We start from the raw sequence: 20,214 nt of genomic DNA, 5'->3' as shown, positions 1-20,214 counted from the left end.
AAAAAGTACATATATTTTATATGATTTTCAAATATTTAATTTTTAGAACTCCCCTAATAATAATAAAAATTACTTAAATAGAGACAAAAAATTTTACTATTTTACAAAAAAAGTAATTTGCAATTATTTATTATATATTTGTAGCTTTTAGTAAAGAATTAAAAATGGTTCAAATGGTTCTGACGTTTTTATTTTCTTCATTTTCTTTTTGGAACCTAAGGATTGTATATGTTTATGTTATGAATGCAATTGAAAATATTATAAATGCAAGTCAATATATTAGCAGGGACTTAAGTTGGATAAAGTTTAATAGCAGAGTATTAGACCAGGTATATAAAAAAGGTAGAACATTATCAGAACAGCTCAAATTTTTAGCAATTAGTTCTACCAACGCAGATGAGTTTTTTATGATAAGAGTTGGCTCTCTCTATAATTATATTGATAATAACCAAGAAAAGAAAGAATATTCAGGATTAAATACTTCTGATTTTAAAAAGAAATTATATTCTGATTATAAAGAATTTGCACACAAGCAAGATATATGCTATCTCAATCATATCCTTCCACAGCTCCATAAGCATTATATCAAGATATCTCTCCTAACAGACCTTCCCGAAAGCTATAGAAATACAATAAAAGAAGAATATGAAAATATGATACCTTCTTTTTTAACCCCTGCTCGGTATGATAAATTTCATCCTTTGATAGAAATTTCTAATAAAATCCTTACATACGGAATCGTTTCCCAAGATAAAGAGAAAAAAAAAGTAGTGTCTTTTGTCCAAATGCCTCTTAATATCAATAAAGGAAAAAGATTCGCAGAAGTACATATAAAAAATACTATACATTTCATTCCTATAGAGAACATCATTAAAGAATGTATGGGAAGTTTATTTAGAAACGTAGAAATCATATCACAAACACTTTGTAGAATCACAAGAAATGGGGATTTTCCAATTGAGGATTTAGAAGATTCAGATCAAAACTTTGTAGATGAGATGAGAAGAAGAATAAAAAAAAGAAGCAGCGGCAGAGTAGTCCGAATTCAAACAATAGAACATGCAGAAAAACTTGTTTTAAAGGCCCTTCAAAAAGAACTTTCTTTAGACGATGATACTATTATTTACTCCCCATCACACTCTCTTCTTGATTACCAATGTCTTTGGGAAATATCTAAACATCCTCAATTATCAGAACATTCTAAGGCAAATACTTCTCCAAATAAACAAAATACTCCCAACAAACTTACCGATTTGATCGATAAAAATGAGGACATATTTCATCTATTAGAGAAAAAAAGTTATCTCTTGCACCATCCTTATGATTCTTTTGAAGCTGTTTTACACCTCTTAGAAACAGCAGCCGAAGATACCTATGTCACACATATTAAAATAACGATTTACAGATTATCAAAAAACAGTCGTATTATAGAAGCTCTCAAGAGAGCAAAAACTAATGGAAAAGATGTTACAGTACTCTTTGAAATAAAAGCACGTTTCGATGAAGAAAGTAATATGCAAGCAGCTGATACACTAGAAAAAAGCGGTTGCTATGTAATACGGGGCATCGGCTCTCAAAAAACACATACAAAACTCCTTTTAATTATTAAAGAAGAAAACAATAAAATCAAAAAATATGTCCATCTCGCCAGCGGAAATTATAATGAAAGCACTTCAAACCAATATACTGACATAGGACTTTTAACTTCCGCAGAAGAATATACTACTGACATCACTCATTTTTTTATTGCTATTACGGGACACTCTTTCCCCGAGTATAAAAATATCATAACTGCCCCTTCCCACATGCGTAAGGAGATTATAACATTGATAGAAAAAGAAACAGAGAACGCAAAAAATAAACTCCCATCAGGTATAGCTATTAAAATAAATTCTCTCCAAGACAAAGAATCTATAGATGCACTCTATAGAGCATCACAAGCAGGAGTACCTATTAAACTTATTGTCCGAGGAGTGTGTTGTATAAAGCCAGGCATACCCGGATTAAGTGAAAATATATCCGTAAAATCAATAGTAGGAGAATATTTAGAACACGCACGAATTTATTACTTTCACAATAATGGAAACCCTAAAATATACGGCGGAAGTGCCGATATAATGGTTCGGTCTTTTGATAAACGCATTGAATCCCTTTTTTGCATCACAGATGATTATATAAAAAAACAGTGCATAAGTATCCTACACTATAATTTTCAAGATAATTTCAACTCCTACGAACTCAAATCCGATGGAACATATCAAGCATTAGCCCCAAAGCACGGACAACCCATTTTCAATTGCCATGAACAATTCTATAATGTATCAGAAGATATGATACATATAGCCACTATTTTTTAAAAAACAAAAAAAACTCTCATAAAACTCAATTCCATTCATAACAATCAAAATATGAAACAACTTATACCAACACAAAATCCTCCCGAAAAAGCGGTTTTAGTAGCTTTAATACATAAAGACCAACCATTAGAAAAAGCTCGTGAATACTTAGATGAGCTTCATTTTTTGAGTGAAACATTAGAACTGATAGTCAAAGAAAAGTTCTTTCAACGATTAGAAAAACCCGATGTAAAAACCTTTGTCGGTAAAGGAAAATTAGAAGATATCCATCTCTACATTAAAAATAATGATATACAAATTATTATTTTTGACGATGAACTTTCCCCCTCTCAATTACGAAATTTAGAAAATCATTTAAAAATAAAAATATACGATAGAACTCTTTTGATATTAGATATATTCTTGAGAAGAGCAAAAACATCGCAAGCCCGAACCCAAGTAGAATTAGCAAGATACCAATATCTACTACCACGACTCACCCACATGTGGACCCACTTAGAAAGACAAAGAGGAGGAACTGGATCCAGAGGAGGAGCAGGGGAAAAAGAAATAGAAACCGATAGAAGATCTATTAAAACCAAAATAGATGTACTCACAAAACAATTAGAAAAAATAAAACAACAAGGTGTCATTCGCAGAAAAGATAGAGAAACATTTGTAAGAATATCCCTTGTCGGATATACTAATGTTGGTAAATCCACTATTATGAACTTTTTTACAAAAGCAAATGTCTTAGCAGAAAATAAACTCTTTGCAACCGTAGATTCTACCGTCAGAAAAGTATTTATTGATGGACATTATTTTTTATTATCCGATACCGTCGGCTTTATCAGAAAACTCCCTACAAAACTTATAGAAGCATTTCAATCTACCTTAGATGAAATCAGAGAATCAGATATTTTACTCCATATAGTAGACCTATCTCATCCTCATTTTGAAGAACAAATAAAAGTAGTAGAAGATACTTTGCAAGAAATAAATGCAGGAAATAAAACTATCATTACTGTTTTTAATAAATCAGATAAAATCCAACAAACACATATAGAAAATGATAACGTCTCTTATTTTGAAAGGGCACACGCATTCTTTTCTAATAGAAAAAACTCACCATATATTTTTATATCCGCATATACAAAAGACAACACCAATAATCTTAAAAAACTTATAGTTCAAGAAATATTAAAAATTAACAAACCTCAACAATAAACATACTTTACAAAGATGGAAAAATTATTAGGAACTCAAGAACTCATTGCATTAGAAGAAAAATACGGAGCAAGTAATTACCATCCCATTCCTGTAGTATTAGAATACGGGAGTGGCGTTTTTGTTTGGGATGTAGAAGGAAAAAAATATTATGATTTTTTATCTGCTTATTCTTGTGTAAATCAAGGACATAATCATCCTGAAATTATAGATGCTCTTACCAAACAAGCACTCAAATTATCTATCACCTCCCGGGCTTTTCATAATAGTGTACTAGGGATATATGCAGAATATATCTGCACTCTCTTCGGATTTGAAAAAATGCTCCCTATGAATTCAGGAGCAGAAGCAGTAGAATCTGCCATTAAACTCTGTAGAAAATGGGGATATGAAAAAAAAGGAATCCCTCAAAACGAAGCACTCATCATAGTTTGCAAACAAAACTTCCACGGAAGAACCACTACTATAGTTTCTTTTAGCTCAGACCCCCTTGCTAAAAAAAACTTCGGTCCTTTCCCACAAGGATTTTTAGAAATACCGTATAATGACTTACATTCTTTAGAAGAAGCCCTGCAAAATAAAAAAGTAGCGGGTTTTTTAGTAGAGCCCATACAAGGAGAAGCAGGAGTTATAGTACCATCAGATAACTTTATATCCGAAGCAAAAAAACTCTGTAAAAAAAATAACGTCCTCTTGATAGCTGATGAGATTCAAACAGGACTAGGAAGGACCGGAACTTGGTTAGGAGTTTGTGGAAACTGTAATTGTCAAAATACATGCGAAAGAAATAAACAAACATATACAAAACCCGATATTCTTTTATTAGGAAAAGCGCTATCAGGCGGAACATATCCCATTTCTGCTATTTTGTCCGATGCAGAAGTAATGAACGTTCTAACACCAGGAACCCATGGATCTACTTTTGGAGGAAATCCAATCGCTTCCAAAGTCGCTATGACCGCCTTAGAAGTCCTTTTAAAAGAAAAACTGATGCTCAATGCTCGCAAAATGGGACTCCTCTTCCGAAACAGAATCCAAACAATGCTACCAAAATACCCCATCATCTCAATAGTACGTGGGAAAGGACTTTTAAATGCTATAGTTATAAATGATTCTCCCGAAAGCACCACAGCATGGGATATCTGTATCATTTTTAAAAATAACGGATTATTAGCAAAGCCCACTCATGGAAATATTATAAGATTTGCTCCCCCCCTCACCATTACAGAAGCACAAATAGACCACGCCTGTGATATTATAGAGCAAAGTATCCAAGAATTTACAGCAGAATCAAATGCCTTAAAAAACAAGTCATAGAACTATAAAAAAACATATATTCATTTTATTGTATTTATTCTCATAAAATCCTTCTTTTATGGAATTATTTTTAGATAAAATTTTATTTTTTGAAAAAAAACTATCTTGGTGTTTTACAAAAATAATTATAGTATAAAAATTCCATTATTCCTGTTCTGAAAAGAACTCTCATTTTAACTATTACATTGTATTATGAACAAAAAATTAAAAACTAAATCGTATTGTTGGGGTCCTGGTCCTAGTAGTCCTAGTAAGAGGTACTCGGTTATAGTGGTAAAAAATTAAAAAATTATCTCCTATAATCTTTTTAATATGTCAATTTTTTTAATAGAATATATTTTATCATTAAAAATTACTGAATGGGTAAGTTTACTTGCAAATCTTGCAGTTATTATTGGTGTTTTTTTTGGTGTATTTCAAGTTTTTCAATATAACCGATACATAAAATCAGAACACAAAAAAAATTTAATTGAAATTTTTGATTATTGGCGTTTAAGTGATGATTTAAATAATTTATTTTATGAATTGCAATACAATACATTTACTTTTGACTTGCAAAAAGATTTAGGAGGGAGTGACAAAGAAAAAAATTTAGATAAACTATTAGAAAATCTCATTAAATTAGGGATAACATTTGAGCATAAAATAATCACCAAAGAAGATTTAAAATTATTTGAATACGAATTTAACATTATTTATTATAACGAAGAGGTAAAAAAGTATATTGTAACTATAATTAAAAGTGGGAATCCTACTACAGCTTTAAAATCTAAAATTGAGCAATTTAAATATTTAGAATTAATAGATAAAACAATTAACGGTTCTTAATTTTATTCTCTTCTTATATACATAAAAAAGCATATACTTGGCAATACCATACGATTTGCTCCCCCCCTCACCATTACAGAAGCACAAATAGACCACGCCTGTGATATTATAGAGCAAAGTATCCAAGAATTTACCCTTCAAACCAAACATACATAAAAAAAGAACATTTCATCAACGCTCCCTTTTGGATTTATAATAACTCCCTATCAAATAAATATATAACTATAATTAGAAACAGCTTTCTATAAAATAATTCATAATTTATTTTTTGGAACATCCACATCCATTGGAGCATCCATCTTTTTTTTGAAACTGCTTATGTATCTTTCCACAGAGATACCACAAAGCAAGACAAAAAAGCACAAAAATAATAATTTTTTCTATCATAAAAATATAAAGTAAAAAATCCATACATTAAAATCCTATTGCAATAGTTTCTTTTACAACTACTTGCTTTCCATATACATCAAAAAATTCACAATAGAGAATGTATAACCCAACAGGAACACGAAGGTTAGATTCATCCGTCCCATCCCAAGTAAAAAAACTGGATGCGGAAAGATAAGAACCATTGCTCAAAGTTTTTATTTTTATTCCATCAACATTATAAATAAAAGCATACACCTTACTATTTTGAAGAGAATGGTGAAAGGTAATAGTGGTAGAGTTAGTGAGGCATCCAGCACAAGGAACAAATGCTTTTGGCTCTATTTCTATCATTTTTTCGGGAATGTGTAATACACCATTTCGAGAATTATCGTACCCCGGTGTAGCAAATCCTACGGATTCTGTTGCAGAGCTCCAATTAAGACGTTCATTTGTTGAAGTATGAGCAAAAATACGTTCCAAAGAAACCCCTTCTGTTTCTTTTAAGAGAGTCGAGTGCATTTTTTCATCGTAATACAAAGAATCTACGGTGATATTTTCTGCATTTTTTATAAATACTCCTCCTTTATCATCATTGTAAGATGGTAATGTGACTTTCAAAAAAGTATTTTCTTTTCCTAACGGATATTGCATTTGTAATACTTCAGGTGCATTGGTAAAAGTGACAAAAGAATTTGGCTCTAAAATAAAACTACTGTCCGATACACTGCGAAAATTTGCGCTTCTTTCCCCTTCTTGGTTACCTATTTTCCATCCTGCGAGGTTAATATATTTTTCAGATATATTTTTTAATTCTACAAAGTCCACTCCATTTACATTTGGATTGAATAGAATTTCATTGATGATGACATCGTCTTTATCTCCTCTTTCGGGTAGGAAGAAATAAGTTTGTATATTTCTCCCCATATTATTTTTGCAGTCATATATTTCTGATAGAGAAAGCAGGTATTGGGTTTGTTTTTTTATTTTCTCAGAAAAAATGATTCTAAAACTATCCGTAAATCCCGAAGGGGTAGCGTATTGTATAGGTATGGATGGTTTTAAAATAGGGGAACTATTTTTATCCCATCTGATTATTTCGGATATAAATATGAGAATGGAAGAATCGTTTATTACTTCTATCCGTTTTATTGTTGGAGGTATACTATCAAGAAATGAATCATTTACAGAATTTTGTTTTCCGGGAGTACCTCCTGTTATACTTCTACTGGCTGTCCAGTTCTTGCTTCCCAAACATTCATTTCCTATTTCTTGAATTTCTAAAGAATACCCTCCGTCTTGATTTTCTTTTGGTAATGAAGCCGGAGAATACATAACCCTATCCATAATGGTATCTTGTTTTTTAAGAGTTATAGTCCCTCCTGCATTGGAAAGAGAAAAAGAAGGCACTCCGAGTATTTTTCCATACTGTTGTAAAAGGGAAGTATAGTTTGTGGCTGCTACTATACAATATTCTTGAGGGAGCATATCCACGAAAGGAAGTGAAATATTCGTATTATTTATTTGTAAAGTGCAGTTATGCAAAGATATTGTCTGCGAGGAACGGTTATATATTTCCAAATACTCAGCATCGGGTAAGCCGATAGGAGGAGAGGGGTCAAACATTATTTCTGTGATAAAAATATCTCCTTTTTTCGGTGCATTGCCCGTAGAAAAAATAAAAGAAGCACTATCTATCAAGAGAATATTGCCTGATATATCCGATATATTTTTTACAATGAGTGTGTAAGGAGTATTATGACTATAAGGAGGGTCAAAAAAAAGTTTGTATTCCCGAGCATTTAATGGAGAAATAGTTTTTGGAAACCCTTGCTGTGACACAATATAATTATTCAATGAGGATGCGGAATAGAAAGATACCTCTTCATTAAATGTTATCACTAATTCTTGTTGATTGATGGGTTTTACATTCGACAAATAAGGGGATTGGGTATCTCTCAAAAATCGTATTCTTTGATTCGGAATTTTCCTATTCCATCTATCAGAGAGGGAATCTAATTGCAAAAAGAGGGGTATATTTTCTAAAAAATGATCGGTAAAAAATAATCGTACAAGAGAAGAATCTTTTTCGTGGAGAGTATAGTGCTGTGGAGAAATATTTTGTGGAAAAAGTTTGAAGTATGTTTTTTTGAGATTTTTGTACGAAAGAGGGTTAGTAAATTGTATTTGGAGAATATCATTTTTTTCTATTTTTATAAACTTGATACGAGAGTTATACAAAAGATTGATGGTGTCCATTTTTTGTTGTTTTATACCATCTTCTCCCCATATATTTTGTATCACAAAAGGATACGTAGTCCCATTGATACATTTTTTATTATAGGTAAAAAGTATTGCTTCTGCTGAAAAAATATTGGTTGAGAGTATTTGAAAAGAATCATTGAGAGACAAAATAAGAGAACTCTTTATAGAATCGCGTAGAAAAAGTTTTGAAAATTTTACTACTACTGTGCTGTCCGAATGAAAAAAAGCATCTGCAATTTGAATGGTGGAATTATCTATAAATGAGGTAATGGAATCTTTTGTATTTGCGAATCTATCGCTTATATTTGTAAATAATAGAGGGATATTATGTTTGATAGAGAGCGGATTTTGAAGGGTTATTTCTATTTTTGAAGAGTCATATTCTAATATTTTGAAAGAGTGTGCGGGTGCATTTTCTATAAAAACAGAGAGACGAGTATACTGTTTGAGAGGTTCTGAAAATTGAAATCGGAGTGTTTTTTGAGTATATGCATTGGAGTATAGCAAACGAGGGGGGATGGTATCGAAAAAAAATGGTTTAGAAGAGGTGGTGGTCATTTTGTTTTTATGAATATCTTCTATGTTTTTTATGGAAAGTTCTTGTTCTATTTCGGGTGGGATTTTTTCTAAAAAAGTGAGGATTACTTGGGTATTATTTTTTAAAAGAGCAGAAACGGGTTGTTTATCCCTATTGAGAAGGGTATAGTTTGCGGAAGTTTCTCCCGAATGCTTCCAAATAGGTTCATCAAAACTCAAAGATAATTGACGAGAATTGAGAGCCAAAATATCTATTATCTTCGGTGCTTTTGTGTCGTAAAAAAGAGGAAACTCGGGAGTTATTACAGAAGAATCGGATATGTCTGTAAGAGAACGGACTTTTAGGAAAAAGAAAATATTTTCGGGGAACTTTCTTGAAAAAATAAGACGAATATTTTTTGAAGAAGTATCCATTTGTATTATGCTTACAGGATTTATAGTATCGTGTATGATGCTATAATTTTTTAACTGAGATAAACTATTTTGAGATATTTTTTTTTGAAAGATTACCCGCAGATAATTCTCTCCTTCCACAAAAGCGGTATCTATTTCTTGCTTTATTTTGATTTTTTTGGTAGTAAATGGAATAACATTTCCCACACTGTCGCTTATATTCCCAATATTGATTGTGTACGTTTCATCTAACAATAAATTATGGGAAAACGAAAGGAGTATACTTTTTTTATCGCTCTGTAAAATAGCACTGGAAGGGAGAGGGTTAAAAAAGAGCAGGGGATGCGATAATGAAAAATTTTGCTCGTTTTCGGCTGTTGTTTCCTTTAAGGATTCATCAAATAATAATACAATATTTTTGAGGGATACCAAAGATATATTTTTTAAAAGGGGTGGTTTTTTATCATAAGAGAAAGAATAACTTCCCGATTCCGCATTGTTGTTACATTTTTTAATATTTTTATAAGTAATAGTATATTTTTTTTCAGAAATAATCGGAGTATCTAATGTCACTTGAATACTATTTTGTGATGCTTTTTGAATGGTTTTTATACTATGAGAATGTATCGTGATGCTCCAATTCTGAGAATTTTCAAGATCTATTTCTTGAGAAAAAATAATATGGAATCGTATACTATCTATAAATTGTATTTGAGATATAGCGATTTGATTGGTATCTAGGGCGTTTACCCATGAGTTTATACTCCCTGGAGTCCCTCCTATTTTAGAAAAAGATGCTCTCCAATTGGTAGAAGGGGAACAAGCGGAGTTTTTATTGAGAAACTCTAAAGTCCATCCTCCATCTTGTTTTTTAGAATCCCCATAAAAACTGTCTCGGTATGTGATACTGTCTATCAGATTGTTAAAATTATCCCGTAGTTCTATTTTCCTTCCCGTATTGGTTAAGCTGGGAAAGTTTGCAACCCCAATTGTTTTTCCAAAGAGTTGGTAATTATTTACAAAGGCAGTAGGGCAAAGAATAACGTATTCACCTGCATGTATAGTATAATTTCCAATATTTGCCGTGGATATTTTGAAATTATAGAGATTTATAGAATGGCTCGTATTATTAAAAATTTCTATAAATTCAGCAGAACTATGAGTAGGTAAAACCAGGGAATCAGGATAGAATGTTCCTGTTGGGTCGGGAAAAAGCTCATTTATCCATAAGTCCTTATAAGAACTCGGAGCATTTACCGCAAAAGACAAGACGAGAGAATCTATCTGAGCATTCATCTTTTCGTTTGCAATATTCTTGATGGAGAGAGTATAATGAGTATTTGCAAAGTTTTGAGAAAAAGAAAGAACGAGTTTATTTTTTGCATTATTTTGAAAAAAAATAGTATCGGGATTGTAAAAATTATTATCTAATACAAAAGAATTTTTGTTTACATTTGTTATATTTTGGTTCCAAGAAAGGAGTATTTTTTTATTTTCAAAAATGCGAAAAGAATCTATTCTAAGGGGATTATAGGTAAAATTTAGAACTGTTGGGGAAGGAACAATATGTTTTTGATTGCTATTTTTTAAACCCTGTACGGAAAGCTCATAGGTATTTCTTTCAAAAACACTATCAAATAAGAGTGTAGCTTCTCTTTTATTGGGATACAATACAATATCTATAGGGGTACCAATATTATTATTAACGGTATAATGAGAGAAATTTTTTGCGGAAATAGTATCTACTGCCTCGTTAAAAAATAACTGCAAAGAACGATTACTTTTTATCTGAAGAGAATCTATAATCAAAGGAATAAAATATTCAAATGTTGTGTTGGTGGAAAGTTGACTATTTTTTTCTTCATTAAAAATATTTTGCACAGAAAGAGAGTAAAACTGGGGAGCAAAGGAATTGCTAAAAATAAGAGTAATTTCTTTCTTGTGAGCAGAGATTATGATGTTTACAGGCATTCCTAATGTATGGACAGAGTAATGGGCAATATTGTTTGCAGAAATACTGTCTACTTCTTGATTAAAAAAAAGAGTAATCTTTTGAGGGGACAGAGCATGTACACTCAGCAAACGCAAAGGGTTGTAGATAAAAGAAGTAGTAAGCGTATCAAAATCTTTGGAAACCTGTGCTTTTATGTTATGTATGGAAAAAGCATTATTTCCTGTTCGTATACTATCTACATACATATCTATGGACTGCAAAGTATATTTTTTGAGAGAATCAATGGTTATAGAGGGAGTGAAAGAATAGTTATTTCTATTCAAGGTAGTAGTAGAATCATACGGTTGATTAAAAGTAATTCGAATTTGTTTTTGGTTTATTATTTCTATATTTTGAATGCGTAACTTTGTCATAATAGATATGCTATCAAACGAATAAGCAGATTTATTTCCTGAAGAGTAACGAGTATAGACACCAAAATATTTGGAGGAGGTGAAAGAACTATCCGTAGTAGTTCCCTGTAAAGTATAGTTATTTGCTACACCTGTAAAAAGCTTCCATTCACCACGGTGGGAACGGGTCACTTGTATTTTATAACTACATGGGCAGGTGACGGTAGAACTCCCTGAAGAAAGTAGAGTAAAGAAAGTTGTCCCTGTTTGTTTTTGCAAAATAATTTGTTTATTCGCATTAATACTTACGAAATACGCATTTAGATCTCCTAAAAGGTAAGAGGTATCAGTCACTAAATATATTCTTGGAAAATTAGCAGTAGTAGGGTTGGGAATGCGAACCCAAAATTCCCACATCGTGGCTTCTAAAAGAGTAAAAGGGGTAGATATAGAGGAATAAAAAGCATCGCCACCTGATGCAGAAGTATTATTGAGTTGTAACTGTTGTGATGCGTTGATGATAAAATGAGTAGTATCTCCTTTCCATTTTGGGTTTTGAGAAATATTTCCATCGGTAAAATTTTCTATAAATTGTGCCTCAGCAGCCTGAATAATGATGAAAAAGAAGAATAATTTTTTCATAATACTACAAAATAATAGGTGAAAACTTGTCATTTTTGCAGAAGAATTCCATATTCCGAGTCCCGAAATAGGAAGGGTGTTTTTTTTTACAAAGATAAATATTTTTTTATTGGTGGGTTCTAAAAATTGTTTTTTAGGTTTTAATTTTTTAAAAATATAAGAACCCATTTTATATATTTAAAAAGTCAAAACAAAAGTACATATTTCATTCTTATTAGTTTACATTTTTTCTAATTTTTCTAAAAAAATAGTTTGGATTCATCTTTTTTTATACTCTTTTACTGACTAAGCACACATATCTTATATAATTCCTAATCATACTTTTTGAATCACCACCGATTTTCAAATATTTAATTTTTAGAACTCCCGATTATTATATTGTTTCGAATACGTTCATAATATTCTTTTTTAATTGTGAATGTATGACCTCTATTCCGGCCGATTATGGTAGTTTTTTTAGGTCAACTATCTCATCGTTTTCCTATATTGCTTTCGGGGTGGGTATTATACCTCGGAAGAAATCGCCATGACAGGGATGCATGTATGAATCTAGGTGTAATCTATACCCTAAGCATCGTAAGGATAATCTTATTATGCTCAATAGTTACTCATGTCTCATAAAAAGAAGAGCTTCTATACCTGGATCTGGCTCTTTCATAAATCTTTCACCTATTAAAAAACCATGGTATCCATAGTTTTTCTTCAAATCTTGGATTATTTTATGGGAATGTATTCCACTTTCTGAGATTTTGCAGAAGAGTGGCGGAATGGTATCGGATAGTTTTTTGCTATTATCTATATCTATTTCCATAGTATCCAGATTCCTATTATTGACCCCAATGATATCTATAAGATTTTCTATACCCATATGCAAGCATTTCAGGAGTTCTAATTCTGTATGAATTTCTAACAGTACTTCTAAATGCAATTCTTTTGAAAGTGTTGCAAATTTTTTTACTTCTTGGGGACTGAGTATATTAGCTATTAAAAGAATAGCATCTGCACCTATACTTCTCGTTTCCAAAATTTGATACTCATCTATAATAAAATCCTTTCTGAGAAAAGGATAAGCAGGGTATAAAGATTTTGCTCTCCTTAAATCGGAACATCTGCCTGCAAAAAAACGCTCTTCTGTCAAAATAGAAACCCCTGAAGCACCAGCCTCAAAATAATATTTGCATACGTATTCTGATTCTACATTCATATTCAGGTATCCTTTGAGGGGAGAGCGTCTTTTATATTCCATAATCACCCCTGTTCCTAACAGAATAGATTTTTTGAGAGAAACCACAGGAATACTTTCTTGTATTTGTTTCTCTAAAATCCGAGGAGGGATTCTTATTTTTTTAAATGTTTCTACATTTTTTCTTGTCTCATTTACTATTTCTTCTAAATATTTTGCTTTGTTTTCCATCTTCGTTTTTATAGTGAGCATTTTTTAAGTTCCATCAGTGTTTTATTTTTTTTGTATCAGTTGTTCTACATCACTCGGATAGTATGAAAATTTACGTTGCATTTTTTATATCCAATTATTTGTTAATCTATCAATTATATTCATTTGTTTGATTGTAAAACCAATTATGTTTATAATTTCTTCCAATTTTACAATTTCTTTATTATCCAATTTTCGATTTTTACGTTCCTTTAAATACTTGTCAAGAACTTGATAACTACCGATTTTGAAATTAAAAATTTCGTCTGAAACTTTATCAAAATAATTTGTTTCGTTGTAATATAAACGGTTCTCTTTGAATTGAATTTTTGTAACATCAGTATCCTCCAATCCCATCGGAATACCAACGTTTTGAGTAGGTATTTCTTTGAAAGTATGAGCATTAACAAGTTGTTCTCCAATATTTGACAACTTTTTTATTGTTGTCAAATCTTCAGTAAATGGTAATTTAGGAAAATCAATTTTTAAAAACTCAATATATTTTTTTCTGTAAGTCGGACTATGCAAAATAGCATACATGTAATAAAAAATTTCTTCGGCTGTGAATTTACCTTGATAAGTATCTTTTATAAAAGTTTTAAAATTATCGGTAAAATTTAATTTTCTGCCTTCTATTTTTTCAAATAATAAGCCGTTACCGTTGCCGGTTTGCTCGGAATATAAATATAATGAAAAAACTACACCTGCACCTAGATCTCTACCTCCTGCTAAAAAACTTTCATCAGAAATCTTATTTGTAATAAAAGCATGTTTGTAATCAGGTAATTTTGATTGTCGAGGAACAATTATTCCTAAATTTTCATGTCCGAAAAAATTATCCATTACTGCTTTTCTGCTTCTCGACAAAAAATTATTATCATAAAAAATGTATCGAACATCAAATGGGCGATAATCGTATTCTACAATTTTGATTTTATCAAAATTTGCTTTTAATGCGCGTTCGTATTCCCACGTTGTATTTTCGTTCAGGTCGTATTCTCTTATCAAATCAGGTATGGGGGGGGGACCTTTTAATATTTTATGAATCCGCTTTTCAAGTTTTTCGCTATTAAAATCTATTGAAATTGTATCTACTTTTGTTCCAATACCAACACTATAAGTCTTAAAAATATCAGTTACACTCCAAAACTTGAAATAATTGTTTTTACTATCAATTATTTTATCGGTAAACCAAAAATATGGTTCTGATAATTTCAATTTTTCGAAAGGAACGTTTTCAAATTCTGTATTTTCAAAATAATCAAATTTTTCTTTTCTACTGATTAAATCATTTTCTTTTGTCGAAAAATAATATACTTCTTTATTTTTCAAACGCTTTTCTAAACGCACTAAAAACAAAATACTTACTCCTACTCTTATGTCAAAAACATTTTCATCGCCTTCTTTTTTCAAAGAATTGCCATGCAAATTAACAATATAAATTTTATCAAAATCTTCGTATAATTTTTCTCTCATTTTTCTGAAAATCAGACCATCTAAATAAGAGTTGTTTGTAATAATTGCAATAATCCCTTTACCAGTTTTTTCTATTTTATTGTGCGCAAATCTGATGAATTTTATATAATCATCATTTAATGAATTTATTGTTTTTTCGTTTAGATTTTTTTTGTAATCTTTTAATAAATTAGTAATAAAATGACTTTTATTTGATGAAGATGTAGAATATGGAGGATTTCCTGTAATTACCAATATTGGTTTATCCTTTATCTTCTGAGCTGTTTCTCCTTCAATTGAAAGTGCTTGAACAAATACATTGTATTGTGTTTTAAGCGGTTCTATTGTATTGGTCAAATATACTTGCAAACGTTCTTTTGGTTGCAGTTCGTAGTCATTATCTTTTAAAAATTGAGATAGTTTTAAGTGTGCAATAGTATAAGGGGCAATAAGATACTCAAAACCATAAATATTTTTCAGGATATGTTCTTGTATTAGCACTTGTCGTTTCGTGGAATTGGGCGGAACGGAATTTAATATCTGTTTTAATATTTCTAAAATAAAAGTTCCCGTTCCGGTTGCAAAATCAAGTACTGTAATTTTTTTGTTGTCGGCAAATTGTTGTTTAATACCAAATTCTGTTTCTAATAATTGTCCCGCACTACGAATAATAAAACTCACTATTTCGGGTGGCGTATAGTAAACTCCTTTTGATTTTCGCAATTTTGCATCGTAAACCGACAAAAATTCTTCGTAAAAATATAAATAGGGGTCGGCAACTACGGATTTATCGGGATTTTTGTTTTTGTTAAAAGATAAACTTTCTTGAATTGCTCGAACATCAATATTATTAAGTAAAGTAATAATTTCTTCTACAATCCAGCGAGTGTCTGCATATTCTTCGTTTTCTAATTTATCAATAAAACCAACTAATTCGTGTATTAATTCAAAAGATTTTGGAATGTATTGCTTTGCAGTAAAAAGGTTTATTTCTTTCGTGTCGGCATTGAGTTTCGCAAGAAAAATACCGTAACTCAACATTTGCGCAAAAGCATCGGAAAATTCGGAAACTGTTAAATGTGTAGAAATTGAGGTTTGAAATGTGCTATATAAACCTGTTAGCGGACTTTGTGTTTCACTATCGATTTGACTTTGAATGGTATCACGCAAAAAATCTTTTAAGATTTTGGTTCTTGTTGCTATTGAATGAGCAAGTTCTTTTGCATTATTTATTCCTGTCGGATTTTCTTTAAGAAATTGCTTTATAACATTTTCTGTGTTTTCATCTTTTTCTTGTGTAATTTGAAACTTTTTATTTTTTAAGTCGCTTACATAACATAAGGTTTCACGCAATTCAATTTTGCCTTTGCGTATCCAAATAAATTCCAAATAATTTGTTAATAGTAAATTATCAGATAGTTGGGTGTATTTTTTTATTTGCTCGCTCTTAATTATTTTTTCTAAATTGTCGTCTACTTTTTTAGTTTCAACATAACCGATTATTCCATTTTTATCGGATATTTTAAAATCGGGTGCACCAAATTTTCCTTCTCGTTTTCCTTCGTGCAGTATATCAATTTTTCTATCAAAAATATCTGTTAATAAAGTTTTTAATTCAAAACGCAGAGAATGTTCGGTAACTTCCGAAAAATCAATTGTTTGTAATGATTGTATATATTTTTGTAATGCGGTCATAATTTTTTTCGCAAGTTTAATATTTTTTACTTAATAATTTTAGGTGGGTTCTAAAAATTGATTTATTCAAGAGGATGTATTGTATGAGAATTATCGTTTCGCAACGGTCTTGGATCATTTATTTTTATGGATCATTTATTTTTTTTGAATAATTGTTTCAATGAATACCTGTAGTGAGAGGGCTTCCTCTAATAGATTTATGTATTCTAATTCTTTTTGGTTTAGAGATTGCCATGCATCGTAGAGTATAAAAAGTTCTTCGGTATTTTGGGCGTATGCTCTTTGAATGGTCTTATAGTTATTTTGCAAAGCGGGGATTACTTGGGTTTCATAGATAGATATTTGTTTGATTTTTGCTGCAAGATTATTTTTTAGTCGGTACAAGTTGTTTATATATTCGTTGAGCATACTTTGTTTTTCATATTCTATGGCTTGTATTTTGCATTCTAATGACTTAATGGAGGCTTTTGTCATTTTTGATGCCCATGGAACCATTGGTAGTCGCACCATTCCCATGAGAGTATATTGCATTGGTTGTCCTCCAAAGCCGATCATGTGGTCATATCTGATTCCAAATTGTGGTTTCAGGTTTTCTTTTTCACTTTCTTGCTTGAGAAAGAGAGTTGTTTTTTCTTTTTCAATTGCTTTTATATCACTTTTTGTTTCGGAAAGCATTTGTTTATCTATAAAAAGGGTGCTGTAGTCGTTTAGTTCGTATATGGTATCTATGTCAAAAAGTTTTTCCGGATTTCTGTCCATAAGGGTATTCATGCGTATTCTGATATTGGTGATAGTGTTTTCAGCGTCTATGAGAGTGTTTTTAATTTCTCCCAAAGAAGCCATTGCTTTATAATATGCTCCTATTTTTTCTGTTCCATTTCGGTATCTTATTTCAAAAGTATGGATAATAAGATGCAGATTTTGCTCGCTTTCTTTCAAAAGGGCTATTTTTTTTTTGGTCACCAGCCAGTTATAGTAATATGCTTTTGCTTCTTGGATAATATCATTTATAATGTATTCTTTCCTTTCTGTTTCAGCCACACTCATAGAGTTCATATAAGATTGTTCTGCGTCTAATTTTTTTTTATTGGGAAACATTTGTTCTACACTGAACATAACAGAACCTAATCCTGTTATATCTCCATTTCTTTTCCAAAGTTCTGCATTATAAGGGGTGAAAAATTGCCCTGCTCCCACTTGTGGGGTCATCCAACTTCTTGCTCCCTGAGCATTATCCTTCATAGATTGGATATTACTTTCATACATTTGTATGGTGGGGTTGTTATGAGTAATGGTATCGAATACATTTTGCAGTGATAATACCTGAGGCATTACCCGAAAAGGAAGAGAAAAAAGGAATAGGAAATAAAAGTTATTCTTTTGCATCTATAATTTCAATTTTATGGTTCTTTTTTAATTCTTTTTGTTTTATCATTTCAAAGATGATGGGAGTTATTAGTAAAACGTATATGGTAGAAGAGAGAGTGCCTCCTATTAAAGGTATAGTTATTGGCTTCATAATATCGCTTCCTGTTCCTGTAGCCCAAAGGACTGGTATAATGCCAAAAAGTCCTACGGAAACGGTCATAAGTTTTGGTCTTAGTCTTTGTGTAGCACCCATCATTATATAATTTCTTATAATAGTAACATTAAGGGTTTCAGAGGAGTTTCCGTGTTTATCAACCATCTTTATCATTGCTTCGTTGAGATAAATAGTCATAAGCATAGCTGTTTCTATAGCCATTCCAAAAAGAGCAATAAAACCTACGGCTACCGCTACGGATAGATTTATATTATAAAAATATACCATAAACACTCCCCCTATGAGAGCAAAAGGAACGGTAATCAAGGTAGTAAATGCTTCTTTTATGGAATTATACGTGAAATAGAGTATAAAAAAAATAATCCCTATCACTATGGGTATAATCAGTGTGAGGGTCTTTTCAGCACGAATTTGGTTTTCCCATTGCCCACTCCATTCTACAAAATATCCTTGGGGTAATGTTTGTAGCATTTGGTTCAGTTTTTCTTGGGCTTCTTTCACGGTGCTTCCCAAATCACGTTCTCGCACATTGAATAATACTGTCCCTCGTAAGAGAGCGTTTTCCGAGTTTATCATCGGCGGTCCGTCTGTTATTTTTATATCGGCTACTCTATCTAATGGAATCGTTCCTAAATTGGGAGTTTGTATCGGTAGATTTTGCAGGTCTTGTATATTATTTCTAAAATCTTGTCCATATCTTGCATTGACCGAGAATCTACTCCTGCCCTCAATAGTATTAGTAAGTTCCACTCCGCCCAGAGCAGTTTCTACTACCATATTTACATCATCTATAGTAAGATCATACCTGCCAATTTCCTTGCGTTTTATGACAACATCTATATATTTTCCCCCTGTTATAGGTTCTACATAGAGGTCCTTCACTCCTCGTATGTCTTCCAAATGTTTTTTTATTTTTTCTGCAAAGGCATAGATTGTATCTAGCTTTTGTCCATAGATTTTGAGTCCTATGTCCGTTCTTATACCTGTGGAGAGCATATTTATTCTATTAATAATTGGCTGAGTCCATCCATTCACTACACCTGGTATTTGTAATTTTGAATTGAGCTCGTTGATGATATCATTTTTTGTGATACCTTCTCGCCATTCTGAGGTAGGTTTGAGTAAAATAATGGTTTCTATCATACTTATAGGCGAATTATCCGTAGCAGTATATGCTCTCCCTGCTTTTCCTAATACATGCGATACCTCAGGGACGGTAGTAATAATTTTATCTTGCACCTGCAAGATTCTTTTTACCTCAGAGTTAGAAATATCAGGCAAAGTCACGGGCATAAAGAGAATAGAACCCTCATCTAAAGGGGGCATAAACTCAGAACCCAAACGGGTCATCATACCTAATCCCACAAGAAGAATAAGGATACTCGCACTTAACACCACCTTCCTCCATCGGAAGCAAAATAAAAGGAGAGGAGTATATATTTTTTCTAAAACACGGGTTATAGGATTTTCTTGTTCTCTTTTTAATCGTCCTTTGAGAAAAAAAGAAATCAATACAGGCGTGAGCGTAATGGCTAAAAAAGCATCTACCAACAATATAAAGGTCTTTGTCCAAGCCAGGGGATGAAATAACTTCCCTTCCATTCCCGTCAATAAAAATATAGGTAAAAAAGAGGTAATGACTATGAGCGTAGAATAAAAAACTCCAGGACCTACCTGCTTACAAGAACTTTCTATTATCGCATTTCTCTGCTCTTCTGTTAATAATTTTTCTCTTTTGTTTGATTGCATATATATTTTACTTACATAGATACTACTGGCTACCTAAAAATAAGAGTGTGGGATTCTAAAAAATGGTGTTGTATTTATATAAG

9 protein-coding genes are annotated in these 20,214 nt (G+C 31.6%); 4 read left to right on the top strand and 5 right to left on the bottom strand.

All coding sequences use genetic code 11. The features are described 5' to 3' along the window. The first annotated feature begins 239 nt into the window (after positions 1–239). The 4 genes from ppk1 (at position 240) to QM536_05630 (ending at position 5,708) form a co-directional block, all read left to right on the top strand. A complete protein-coding gene (gene ppk1, locus QM536_05645) occupies positions 240–2,357 on the top strand; it encodes a polyphosphate kinase 1 (GenBank protein ID MDI9356491.1) in 2,118 nt (705 codons plus the stop codon). Positions 2,358–2,408: 51 nt separating this feature from the next. Beyond that, the gene (gene hflX, locus QM536_05640; GenBank protein ID MDI9356490.1) at positions 2,409–3,563 is read left to right on the top strand and encodes a GTPase HflX; all 1,155 of its coding nucleotides are present in this window, start codon (positions 2,409–2,411) and stop codon (positions 3,561–3,563) included. A 15-nt stretch (positions 3,564–3,578) separates the two neighbouring features. Further along, positions 3,579–4,880: an ornithine--oxo-acid transaminase gene (rocD, locus tag QM536_05635; protein ID MDI9356489.1), complete on the top strand. Its 1,302-nt coding sequence runs from the start codon at positions 3,579–3,581 to the stop codon at positions 4,878–4,880. Positions 4,881–5,192: 312 nt separating this feature from the next. After that, a complete protein-coding gene (locus tag QM536_05630; protein ID MDI9356488.1) occupies positions 5,193–5,708 on the top strand; it encodes a hypothetical protein in 516 nt (171 codons plus the stop codon). A gap of 414 nt (positions 5,709–6,122) precedes the next feature. Here QM536_05630 and QM536_05625 read toward each other — a convergent pair whose 3' ends face one another. From QM536_05625 to QM536_05605, 5 genes are all read right to left on the bottom strand, one after another. Next, complete coding sequence (locus QM536_05625; GenBank protein MDI9356487.1) at positions 6,123–12,425, bottom strand: lamin tail domain-containing protein; 6,303 nt, start codon at positions 12,423–12,425, stop codon at positions 6,123–6,125. 436 nt (positions 12,426–12,861) lie between these two features. Further along, positions 12,862–13,692 carry an indole-3-glycerol phosphate synthase TrpC gene (locus QM536_05620; GenBank protein ID MDI9356486.1) on the bottom strand — a complete coding sequence of 277 codons (831 nt, stop codon included), beginning with the start codon at positions 13,690–13,692 and terminating at the stop codon, positions 12,862–12,864. An 84-nt stretch (positions 13,693–13,776) separates the two neighbouring features. Next, positions 13,777–16,839, bottom strand: a complete 3,063-nt coding sequence (locus QM536_05615) for an N-6 DNA methylase (protein MDI9356485.1) — start codon at positions 16,837–16,839, stop codon at positions 13,777–13,779. Positions 16,840–16,974: 135 nt separating this feature from the next. Continuing rightward, positions 16,975–18,225 (bottom strand): TolC family protein, encoded by a 1,251-nt coding sequence (locus tag QM536_05610; GenBank protein ID MDI9356484.1) that lies wholly within the window; start codon positions 18,223–18,225, stop codon positions 16,975–16,977. Then, positions 18,212–20,131 carry an efflux RND transporter permease subunit gene (locus QM536_05605; GenBank protein MDI9356483.1) on the bottom strand — a complete coding sequence of 640 codons (1,920 nt, stop codon included), beginning with the start codon at positions 20,129–20,131 and terminating at the stop codon, positions 18,212–18,214. The genes QM536_05610 and QM536_05605 overlap by 14 nt, the downstream gene beginning before the upstream one ends. Between the last annotated feature and the right edge of the window lie 83 nt (positions 20,132–20,214).

The sequence above is a fragment of the Chitinophagaceae bacterium genome, from assembly GCA_030053935.1.
GTDB lineage: Bacteria > Bacteroidota > Bacteroidia > Cytophagales > JASGCU01 > JASGCU01.
Note: the sequence above shows the minus strand (reverse complement) of the source record. Positions and strands in the feature narration are given on the sequence as shown.